The organism is uncultured Pluralibacter sp. (assembly GCF_913775985.1).
Classification (GTDB): Bacteria; Pseudomonadota; Gammaproteobacteria; order Enterobacterales; family Enterobacteriaceae; genus Pluralibacter.
The window spans coordinates 17,586-28,501 of the sequence record NZ_CAJYMB010000097.1 but is presented as its reverse complement, the minus strand read 5'-3'; the positions used below and the strand labels follow the sequence as shown (position 1 = coordinate 28,501).

Annotated in this window: 6 protein-coding genes; all 6 read left to right on the top strand. The window is 54.2% G+C overall.

Going from position 1 to position 10,916, the window contains the following annotated elements; genetic code table 11:
- Positions 1-5,636 (top strand): YadA-like family protein (locus QZ766_RS12320; RefSeq protein ID WP_297202371.1); only part of this gene is annotated, 5,636 nt, incomplete at its 5' end.
- 65 nt (positions 5,637-5,701) lie between these two features.
- The gene (locus QZ766_RS12315) at positions 5,702-6,478 is read left to right on the top strand and encodes an OmpA family protein (protein ID WP_297202369.1); all 777 of its coding nucleotides are present in this window, start codon (positions 5,702-5,704) and stop codon (positions 6,476-6,478) included.
- 18 nt (positions 6,479-6,496) lie between these two features.
- A complete protein-coding gene (locus QZ766_RS12310; protein WP_297202367.1) occupies positions 6,497-7,387 on the top strand; it encodes a hypothetical protein in 891 nt (296 codons plus the stop codon).
- Positions 7,388-7,442: 55 nt separating this feature from the next.
- Positions 7,443-7,748, top strand: coding sequence for a hypothetical protein (locus QZ766_RS12305; RefSeq protein WP_297202365.1), 306 nt, complete (start codon positions 7,443-7,445; stop codon positions 7,746-7,748).
- 4 nt (positions 7,749-7,752) lie between these two features.
- Positions 7,753-8,058, top strand: a complete 306-nt coding sequence (locus tag QZ766_RS12300) for a hypothetical protein (protein WP_297202363.1) — start codon at positions 7,753-7,755, stop codon at positions 8,056-8,058.
- A 1,209-nt stretch (positions 8,059-9,267) separates the two neighbouring features.
- The gene (locus QZ766_RS12295; protein WP_297202362.1) at positions 9,268-10,824 is read left to right on the top strand and encodes a peptide MFS transporter; all 1,557 of its coding nucleotides are present in this window, start codon (positions 9,268-9,270) and stop codon (positions 10,822-10,824) included.
- Positions 10,825-10,916: the final 92 nt, after the last annotated feature.

Sequence of the window (10,916 nt, the reverse complement as noted above, 5' to 3'; positions counted from 1 at the left end):
AGGAGCTGAGCAACAAGGGGCTGACCCTGGCGGGTAACGTGGGCAGCCGCGGCTTTAAGCTGGGTGAGACGATGACCGTGAAGGGCGAAGGGACCACCCCGGGCACCTACAGCGGCAAGAACCTGAGCACCACGGTAGATAAGGATGGCAACCTGAACGTGGCGATGGCCGAGTCTCCGACCTTCGGCAACGTGAAGGTGAACCCGGACGGCAGCGGCCGCATCAGCGGCGTGTCAGATGCGGTGAACGCCACCGACGCGGTGAACAAGGGGCAGCTGGACAGCATCGGCGCGGTGGCGAACCAGGGCTGGACCCTGTCTGACGGCACCACCGACAGCACCATCAAGCCGGGTGACAAGGCGACCTTTAAGCCGTCGAACGGCAACCTGACGGTGGCGCAGAAGGACGGCACGGTGACGGTCGGCCTGTCCGACACGCTGAACCTGGGTGCGGCGGGCTCCGTTGCCATGGGCGCCAACGGCAACATCATGCTGAACGGCGACGGCCTGACCATCGCCAACGGTCCAAAACTGACGACCGGCGGTATTGATGCCGGTGGCATGAAAATTACCGGCGTGAAGGCGGGTGAGAACGCGACCGACGCGGTGAACATGAGCCAGCTGGGCAGCGCCAGCGAGGAGCTGACCAACAAGGGTCTGACCCTGGCGGGTAACGTGGGCAGCCGCGGCTTTAAGCTGGGCGAGACGATGACCGTGAAGGGCGAAGGGACCACCCCGGGCGACTACAGCGGCAAGAACCTGCGCACCACGGTAGATGCGAACGGCAGCCTGAACGTGGCGATGGCGGAGTCTCCGACATTCGGCGACGTGAAGGTGAACGCCGACGGCAGCGGCCGCATCAGCGGCGTGTCGGACGCGGTGAACGCGACCGACGCGGTGAACAAGGGGCAGCTGGACAGCATCGGCGCGGTGGCGAACCAGGGCTGGATCCTGTCGGACGGCACCACCGACAGCACCATCAAGCCGGGTGACAAGGCGACCTTCGCGGCGTCCAACGGCAACCTGACGGTGGCGCAGAAGGACGGCACCGTGACCGTGGGCCTGGCGAATAACCTGAACCTGGGTGATTCCGGCTCCATCGTGACGGGCAACACCACGCTGAACAACAGCGGACTGATCGTTGCGGGCGGCCCGAGTGTGACCACCGGTGGCATCAATGCCGGCGGCAAGGTCATCACCGACGTGGCGGACGGCGTGAAGTCCACCGATGCGGTGAATAAAGGCCAGATGGACAATATCGGCAGCGAGCTGTCCGGTAAGGGTCTGAACCTGGCGGGCAACGTGGGCACGGGTCATCTGAACCTGGGCGACACCCTGACCGTGAAGGGCGAAGGCACTACCGCGGGCACCTACAGCGGCAAGAACCTGCGTACCACGGTAGATGCGAACGGCAGCCTGAACGTGGCGATGTCGGACTCCCCGACCTTCGGTAACGTGACGGTGAACGCCGACGGCAGCGGCCGCATCAGCGGCGTGGCTGACGCGGTGAACGCGACCGACGCGGTGAACAAGGGCCAGATGGACAGCGTGGGCGCGGTGGCGAATAAGGGCTGGACCCTCTCGGACGGCACCACCGACAGCACCATCAAGCCGGGTGACAAGGCGACCTTCAAGCCATCGAACGGCAACCTGACGGTAGCGCAGAAGGACGGCACGGTGACGGTCGGCCTGGCCGACACGCTGAATCTGGGCGCGGCGGGCTCCATCGCACTGGGCGGCACTACGCTGAACAGCGACGGACTGACGCTTGCTAATGGTCCGAGCGTGACCAGCGGCGGGATCAGTGCCGGCAAGCGGATCATCACCGACGTGGCGGCGGGCGTGAATGCGACCGACGCGGTGAACGTCAGCCAGCTGGGTAACACCGATGCGGCGCTGACCAGCAAGGGTCTGAACCTGGCGGGCAACGTGGGTACCGGCCACCTGAACCTGGGTGACACCCTGACCGTGAAGGGCGAAGGGACTACCGCGGGTACCTACAGCGGTAAGAACCTGCGCACTACTGTGGGCGCGGACGGCAGCCTGAACGTGGCGATGTCGGACTCCCCGACCTTCGGCAACGTGACGGTGAATCCGGACGGCAGCGGCCGCATCAGCGGCGTGGCGGACGCGGTGAACGCGACCGACGCGGTGAACAAGGGCCAGATGGACAGCGTGGGCGCGGTGGCGAACAAGGGCTGGATCCTGTCGGACGGCACCACCGACAGCACCATCAAGCCGGGCGACAAAGCGACCTTCAAGCCGTCTAACGGCAACCTGACGGTAGCGCAGGCGGACGGTACGGTTACCGTAGGGCTGGCGAACAACCTGAACCTGGGGGATACCGGTTCTATCGTGACGGGTAACACCACGGTGAACAACGACGGCCTGACCATCACCGGCGGTCCGAGTATCACCGGCGGCGGCATCAGCGCAGGCGGTAAGACCATCACCGACGTAGGGGATGCGGTTAATGCGACCGACGCGGTGAACAAGGGTCAGATGGACAGCGTGGGCAGAGATCTGTCCAGTAAAGGTCTGAACCTGGCGGGTAACGACGGCATTGGCCACCTGAACCTGGGCGACACCCTGACCGTGAAAGGCGAAGGCACTACCGCAGGCACCTACAGCGGCAAGAACCTGCGCACCACGGTGGGTGAAGATGGCAGCCTGAACGTGGCGATGTCGGACTCCCCGACCTTCGGCGACGTGACGGTGAACGCCGACGGCAGCGGCCGCATCAGCGGCGTGGCGGACGCGGTGAACGCCACCGACGCGGTGAACAAGGGCCAGATGGACAGCATCGGCGAGATGGCTAACAAGGGCTGGAACGTCTCCGATGCCAGCGGCAACGCGAGCGCCATCAAGCCGGGCGACACGGTGACCTTCGCGCCGTCGAACGATAACCTGACGGTTACGCAGGCGGACGGTACGGTCACCGTAGGGCTGGCGAGCAACCTGAACCTGGGTGCGGCAGGCTCCATCGTGACGGGTAACACCACGGTGAACAACGACGGCCTGACTATTACGGGCGGCCCGAGCATCACCGGCGGCGGCATCAGCGCAGGCGGTAAGAACATTACCGACGTAGGCGACGCCGTGAACGCTACCGATGCGGTGAACAAGGGCCAGATGGACAAGGTCGGCGAGTTGGCCAACAAAGGCTGGAACGTCTCCGATGCCAGTGGCAACGCGAGCCAGGTCAAGCCGGGCGACACGGTGACTTTCGCACCGTCGAACGACAACCTGACGGTTACGCAGGCGGATGGTACGGTCACCGTTGGGCTGGCGAGCAGCCTGAACCTGGGTGCGGCGGGCTCCATCGTGACGGGCAACACCACGGTGAACAACGACGGCCTGACTATTACGGGCGGCCCGAGCATCACCGGCGGCGGCATCAGTGCAGGCGGTAAGACAATTACCGATGTAGGCGATGCGGTTAACGCGACTGATGCGGTTAACAAGGGCCAGATGGACAAGGTCGGCGAGTTGGCCAACAAAGGCTGGAGCGTCTCCGATGCCAGCGGCAACGCGAGCCAGGTTAAGCCGGGCGACACGGTGACTTTCGCACCGTCGAACGACAACCTGACGGTTACGCAGGCGGATGGTACGGTCACCGTAGGACTGGCGAACAACCTGAACCTGGGTGATACCGGCTCCATCGTGACGGGCAACACCACGGTGAACAACGACGGCCTGATCATCACCGGCGGTCCGAGCATCACCGGCGGCGGCATCAGCGCAGGCGGTAAGAACATTACCGACGTAGGCGATGCGGTGAACGATACTGACGCGGTGAATAAGGGCCAGATGGACAGTGTAGGCAAAGATCTGTCCAGCAAGGGTCTTAACATCGCGGGTAACGTTGGTGCAGGCCATTTGAACCTGGGGGATACATTCACGGTCCGCGGCGAGGGTCTGACGAAAGGCCTTTACAGCGGTGCGAATCTGCGCACTTCGGTAGATGAGAATGGAAACCTCAATATCACGATGGCCGAGTCGCCGAAGTTCGGTAACGTAACGGTGAACGCCGACGGCAGCGGCCGTATTAGCGGCATTACCAATGGTAAAAATGCCGACGATGCGGTCAACAAAGGTCAGTTGGATAGCCTCGGCGAGGTTGCCGGCCGCGGCTGGAATGTCTCGGATGCAAACGGCAATAGCAGCACAGTTAAGCCGGGCGATACCGTGGTATTCAAACCGTCTGATGAGAACGTGTCTGTTCTTCAGCAGGACGGGACTGTGAGCGTTGGACTGGCAAATAATCTGAATCTGACGGATTCAGGTAGCGTAACTATCGGTAGCGTTAACCTGAACAACAGCGGATTGAGAATTGCCAACGGCCCATCAGTTACCGTGGACGGTATTGATGCAGGCGGTAAGAAGATAACCAACGTTGCCGATGGTACAGAAGATAAAGATGCCGTTAACTATGGACAGCTGAAGAACTGGGGCGGGGATATTGTTAATAACATTAACAGTAATGGTATCCGCTACTTCCACGCTAACTCCAAAGGCAAAGACTCTTCGGCTACCGGCGCTGATGCTGTGGCTATTGGCCCTGACTCGGTTGCGTCTGGCAGCAGTTCACTTGCCAGCGGTAATGGCGCACTGGCTTCGGGCGCTAGCTCAATTGCCAGCGGTCATGGCTCTCAGGCTACCGGTGACAATGCGATTGCGACCGGCACGAATGCCAGCGCCAGCGGTACTGGTTCGATAGCGATGGGGGGGAATGCTAGCAGCAAGGCTGATAATTCTGTCGCGATTGGTTCCGGCGCCGTGGTTAACGAAGGGGCTAATAACTCGATTGCGCTGGGTTCTAACTCTGTTGCTAACCGTGAAAATACGCTGTCGGTGGGTAGCAAAGGTAACGAGCGTCAGATCACCAACGTTGCTGATGGTAAAGAGCTTACCGATGCCGTGAACGTAGGGCAGCTTAAGGGTGTTGAAAGTACCGTTAAGAATATCGGTGGAAATGTTAATAACCTGACCGAAGGCCGCGAAGGTATGTTCCAGGTGAACAATACCAGCAAGCGAGCCAAGCCGACCCCGACCGGGAAAGATTCCCTGGCAGGTGGCGCGGGAGCGAAAGCGAGCGGAGCTAACAGTGTCGCCATTGGTAATAATTCGATGGCCTCAGCTGAAAATAGCATTGCGTTAGGTAACAACAGTTCAGCCAAAGGTAAAAATACGGTTGCGCTGGGAACCGGCTCCGTTGCCGATCGCGATAATAGCATCTCAGTGGGTGCGGCAGGTTCTGAGCGGCAAATTACTAATGTTGCCCGAGGAACACGTGGTACCGATGCGGTTAACGTCGATCAGCTGAAGCAGGGCATCGATATGTCTAATCAGTACACCGATAATAAATTCGGTCAGCTGAAACATATGGTCAATAAGCAGACGAATAAGTTGAGTGCAGGTATTGCCGGTGCCATGGCAATGGCAACGCTTCCTCAACCTTATTCACCAGGTGCCAGCATGATGGCAATGAGTGGAGGTTCTTATAAAGGTCAGTCAGCGCTAGCGATAGGCGTATCGACTATTTCAGACAATGGCAAGTGGGTATCTAAGCTGTCAGGAACATCAACCAGTCAGGGTGACTTTGGTGTAAGCGTCGGCGTCGGATATCAGTGGTAATTTAATTATCTAAACATGGCCGGAGTTCTTCTCCGGCCATACAAGGATTCCAAAAGGACTTTATTATGTATCTGAAATCTGTGGCGAAATGCACATTGCTATTAGGCGTTGTTGCTTCTTTATTATCCGGCTGTACACGATCTTTAAGTGATGTTGACTCTGCGGGACAAACGCAGCATCCCATATTTCCGGATAAAGAATCTGCGGTATTTAAAGAAGGCATCATTGTAACCACCGAGCGAATGGCGTTGCTTAAAAAGGGTTTAACCAAACCTCAGCTATATGATTTGATGGGCGTTCCTCACTTTAAAGAGGGGGTGTGGGGCGTTAAGGAGTGGGACTATATTATTAAGGTTAAAGAAAATGATGGCTTAAAAACATGTCAGCTTAAAGTTCTTTTTAATAAGGATATGGTAGCTCAGAGCTATTATTATTTACCTGAGAATTGCCTGACGGCTAAACCTTCTGATAAAATGCTGACTGTATCTTCGGAAAAAGTATTTAGCTCTGAAGCTCTTTTCAATTTTAACAGCGCAGAGCTTCGCGTTGACGGGCTCCAGGAGATTGCTGAATTTGCCAGTGAACTGCCGGACAATGTTAATATCAAAGTAACAGGATATACGGATAGACTCGGATCGGCGAGTTATAATAATATGCTCTCGGCACAACGAGCAGAAGCGATAAAAGACTATCTCGTTGCCCAGGGAGTAGAACGTGATAAAATTATGGCCGTAGGCATGGGTGCAAATGATCCCCTTGTAGAGTGCTCCGGAAATAATCAGGCGCAGCTTATTGCTTGCCTTTCACCTAACCGACGCGTCACTATCGATATTATTCAATAAATTAAAAAGGAATTTTAAATGAACAAAAAATATCTATCCGGCTCTGTTGCCGTACTGGCGAGTATTATGGCCGTGCAGACAGCATCCGCAGCACCGCGTGCTGCTGCAGCTAAGAAAGTAACACCAGTTTATTCTGTCACCCTGCCAGCATTGAGTGTTATATCAGAGGCCATTGATGATATGGTACCTCTCTTTAATAATCAAAAAAGCCCGCTTCTGATGCAGCTCATCTGCCACGCATCATCGCCAAATGTGAAAGCTTCTTTGCAAGACGTACTGGCTGCCCAAAAGATAGATCTCACCAATGTAAGAGCGTCTCAGGAAACGGCTAATATGATACGTAAGGCAGACAAAAAAGAGTTGCGTACGGCGTGTATAGCGTGGGCATCTTCAACGATTTACGATGCTGTTGATACATCTGTTTGGATGGACACTAAAACAACTGAAAACGAGCAAAATAGTAAAAAAGATCAGAAAGCTGCGACCGATAATAAAAATGATGCTGCGAAAACTACCACGGTCAATGCTGCTCGATTTATCGACGGTGCTTCAGAAAAGATGGCTATAGCACTGGCCAATGCTGAGTTGTACGGATTTATTGTTACAAACCTTAAGTCGGATGCTGCTTTAAATCGCGATCAGTATCGTAAGGAAATTCAAAAAATGGTCACGCAATATGGTGAGCGTTTCTTTAATCGTATTAACGATCACCAGCAACGAAACTCGCAGGCACAGTATGTAGGAAGAATTGTTGGGCCGAACAGCTTTATAATAACCGACCAGCATGGAGTAACCTATGCCCAGAGCGGCAGCGTATCTTCGTTAACCAATAACGGTATCGACTGGCTTAATAGCGGTAAGATTATGGGTAAAGACTATTATCTGAAGTTAAATATTGCTGCTGAATAAGTAATAAAATTCGAATCATCATTAATTGCTGACTCGTTAACACCGGGGGTTAACTGTGAGTGTTTTTCATTTGATTACACCAGAGATTTTTAATGATTTTTTAACAGGGGTTGGTGCACGTATCAATTGCATAGCCTGTAATTCGGATACTATTTATATTCCGACGGTTAAAGCTGATACCGAAACCAATAATAATGAGGTTAATAAGTATTTTGTGTGGCCTTCTGCGATTAATGCTAAATACGATGTTGAACCCGATAATGCTCAATATATGATGGTCTGTAAAAACTGTGGTTATGTCAGCCATTATCATGCGGTCATTGTTATTGACTGGTACTCAAAAAATAGATCGGCGGAATAAAAAAATGGACAGAAAACAGGTGATCATTGAGTGGCAACTCCTGTTTCAGGGAGTGTCGCCCGAGGAAGCAGAAAAACGCCGCAGCGAGAATCAGGAGATTTCCTCCAGAAACAATACGATGCTGCTTTACGATAAGCTTATCGATATTGATAGCAAGCTTTCTGATGTTGATAAGATGAAGGTAAGCTATCAAAAAGTGCGCAGATCCGGAAAGGTCTGGAGCAGCATACTGTTTGTTTTACTGGCTTGCGTACTGATGGCAGCTGCATTTATTGCTTCGAACGGTATGGTTTACATCACTGTTTTATAGTTTTCTGTTTTAATTAGTTATGCCGTAGCGTTAATCTTATTTCCCCCTGGCCTGAACCGCTCTCTACGCAGATGATGATATGGAGCGGTCAGGCCTTTATTACCAGAGGGGTTTTTGCCATCTGCAATAAATGCATCGCCATAGATAATCTATCTGTTAAAATAGATCGCATAAGAAAATCTCTATCGCGGTAGGATTGATCGGTTTGAAAAAATAAAATCCATATTTAAAGGAGAAATCCTTCTTAAACCATTTTTTTAGTATTTTGCAATATCTTATCTCTATTTTTATTTTCTTGCTCGTATCATCACTGGATATAAGGATTGTTGAGTATCCCTTATAGTTAACCCTTTGGAATATCACACGTATACTTTTATCCATTATTTCTATGTTGACATATAAGTTCCCGCTCGTGGGGTAAAATGATTTGCAATTACATGATTGACTGATTTTTTTCTTCGTATGTAAGATAAATGCTGAGTGCAGGTTTTTTAGTGAATTGGCGGCTTCTTCAATTTCCGATTCTAGTTTTTTTAGATGGTTTAATTCCTTGCTTAACTTTTTATTTAATTTCCCCACATCCTTGTCCTTTCATCAATATACTGATTTTACAATAACGTTTGCTTTAGCACTGTTAAAGTAACAGTTAAAATGGAATCCTACATGGAATAATGATACTGGATTTTCATCTCTCTTTTTTAGCTATGAGTATTTAATCGTAGAACTAATTCTCTTGCAATATAAATTTCAAAAAAATAAGCGATGTTATTGGAGCTTGATGTTGTTATCTGACTATTCGCTCTGAATAAAGAGATGTGCCGGTAAATTTATAATTCTATCAGTCTCAGATTAATCCATCAGCAGGTAAGGCCGCTTATCCTGATGATAAAGTCGTCGTGATAAATGGATAAAAGTTCAATGACTCAGCAAAGCGCGTGCAGATCAAAATTCGCACACCAGAAGCTTAGCTGCGACATTCCCGGCACGTAGAGATATCTTCTCCTCTCCAAAACCACACTCTTTTCCCGGCAAAAAACCTGACGAAGCCGGCAACTGCAAATTTTTCATCTTGAAATTTTCTCTTTTCCACTATACAAAACCGGGTTCACGTTACGAAATCGTTAAAAACAACGCGGGACAGGCCGCCGCTGCGCTGCCGCTGACGGTGAAGTACCCGCGATAAAACAACAACACTTCTCTGGAGAATTTATGCAACCTTCTACCGGGCATCACCAGGAGAGCCGAACTTTCTTCGGTCATCCGTATCCCCTCGGGGCGCTGTTTTTTACCGAAATGTGGGAGCGCTTCTCCTTTTACGGCATTCGTCCGCTGCTGATCCTGTTTATGGCCGCCACCGTGTACGACGGCGGGATGGGGATGGCGCGCGAGAACGCCTCGGCGATTGTCGGGATCTTCGCCGGCACCATGTATCTGGCGGCGCTGCCGGGCGGCTGGCTGGCGGATAACTGGCTCGGCCAGCAGCGGGCGGTGTGGTACGGCTCGTTATTAATTGCGCTGGGCCATCTCTCCATCGCCCTGTCGGCGCTGATGGGCGACGCGCTGTTCTTCGTCGGCCTGATGTTTATCGTCCTCGGCTCCGGGCTGTTTAAAACCTGTATCTCGGTGATGGTCGGCACCCTGTATAAAAAGGGCGACGCCCGCCGCGACGGCGGCTTCTCGCTGTTCTATATGGGGATTAACCTCGGCTCGTTTATCGCGCCGCTGCTCTCCGGCTGGCTGGTGAAAACCCACGGCTGGCACTGGGGCTTCGGCATCGGCGGCATTGGAATGCTGGTTGCGCTGGTGATTTTCCGCCTGTTCGCCGTGCCGTCCATGAAGCGCTACGACAGCGAAGTGGGGCTGGACTCCACCTGGAACAGCCCGGTGGTGAAGCGCCGCGGCGTCGGCGGCTGGCTGCTGGCGCTGGCGGCGGGGCTGGCGGTGGTTGTGCTGCTGATTGCCCAGGGCATTATCGTTATTAACCCGGTGGCGGTGGCCAGCGTGCTGGTGTACGTCATTGCCGGGGCGGTGGCGCTCTACTTTATCTGGCTATTCGCCTTTGCCGGGCTGACGCGCCGGGAGCGCGCCCGCCTGCTGGTGTGCTTTATCCTGCTGATCGCCGCGGCATTCTTCTGGTCGGCGTTCGAGCAGAAGCCGACTTCGTTTAACCTGTTTGCCAACGACTACACCAACCGAATGATTGGCAGTTTTGAGATCCCGGCGGTGTGGTTCCAGTCGATTAACGCCCTGTTTATTATCCTGCTGGCGCCGGTGTTCAGCTGGGCGTGGCCGTGGCTCGCGCGCAACCATATTCGCCCGGGCAGCATCACCAAATTTATGATTGGCGTGCTGTTCGCGGCGGCGGGCTTCGGCCTGATGATGCTGGCGGCGCAGAACGTGCTGGTCAACGGCGGAGCGGGGGTTTCACCGCTGTGGCTGACGGGCAGCATTTTGATGCTGACTCTGGGCGAGCTGTGCCTGAGCCCGATCGGTCTTGCCACCATGACCCTGCTGGCCCCGGAGAAGATGCGCGGCCAGATGATGGGGCTGTGGTTCTGCGCCAGCGCGCTGGGCAACCTTGCGGCGGGCCTGATTGGCGGTCACGTGAAGGCGGACCAGCTCGATATGCTGCCGAACCTGTTCGCCCGCTGCTCCATCGCGCTGCTGATCTGCGCCGCGGTGCTGTTTATCCTGATTGTGCCGGTGCGCCGGATGCTGGCCAACGCCAAAAGCGGCGAGCAGCCGGTGACCGAGGCGAAAGCCTGAGTCGGTAACCTTTAACCCGCCGCGCTGCACGCAAACCGACCGCTGACGCGTCGCGCTGGTGCAGCGCGGCGCGGCTTAAGGCCGCAAAGGCC

What these genes read in the sequence shown, in the direction of transcription:
- QZ766_RS12315 (WP_297202369.1), top strand. Translation starts at nt 5,702, where the DNA reads ATGTATCTGAAATCTGTGGCGAAATGCACATTGCTATTAGGCGTTGTT.
- QZ766_RS12310 (WP_297202367.1), top strand. Translation starts at nt 6,497, where the DNA reads ATGAACAAAAAATATCTATCCGGCTCTGTTGCCGTACTGGCGAGTATT.
- QZ766_RS12300 (WP_297202363.1), top strand. Translation starts at nt 7,753, where the DNA reads ATGGACAGAAAACAGGTGATCATTGAGTGGCAACTCCTGTTTCAGGGA.
- QZ766_RS12295 (WP_297202362.1), top strand. Translation starts at nt 9,268, where the DNA reads ATGCAACCTTCTACCGGGCATCACCAGGAGAGCCGAACTTTCTTCGGT.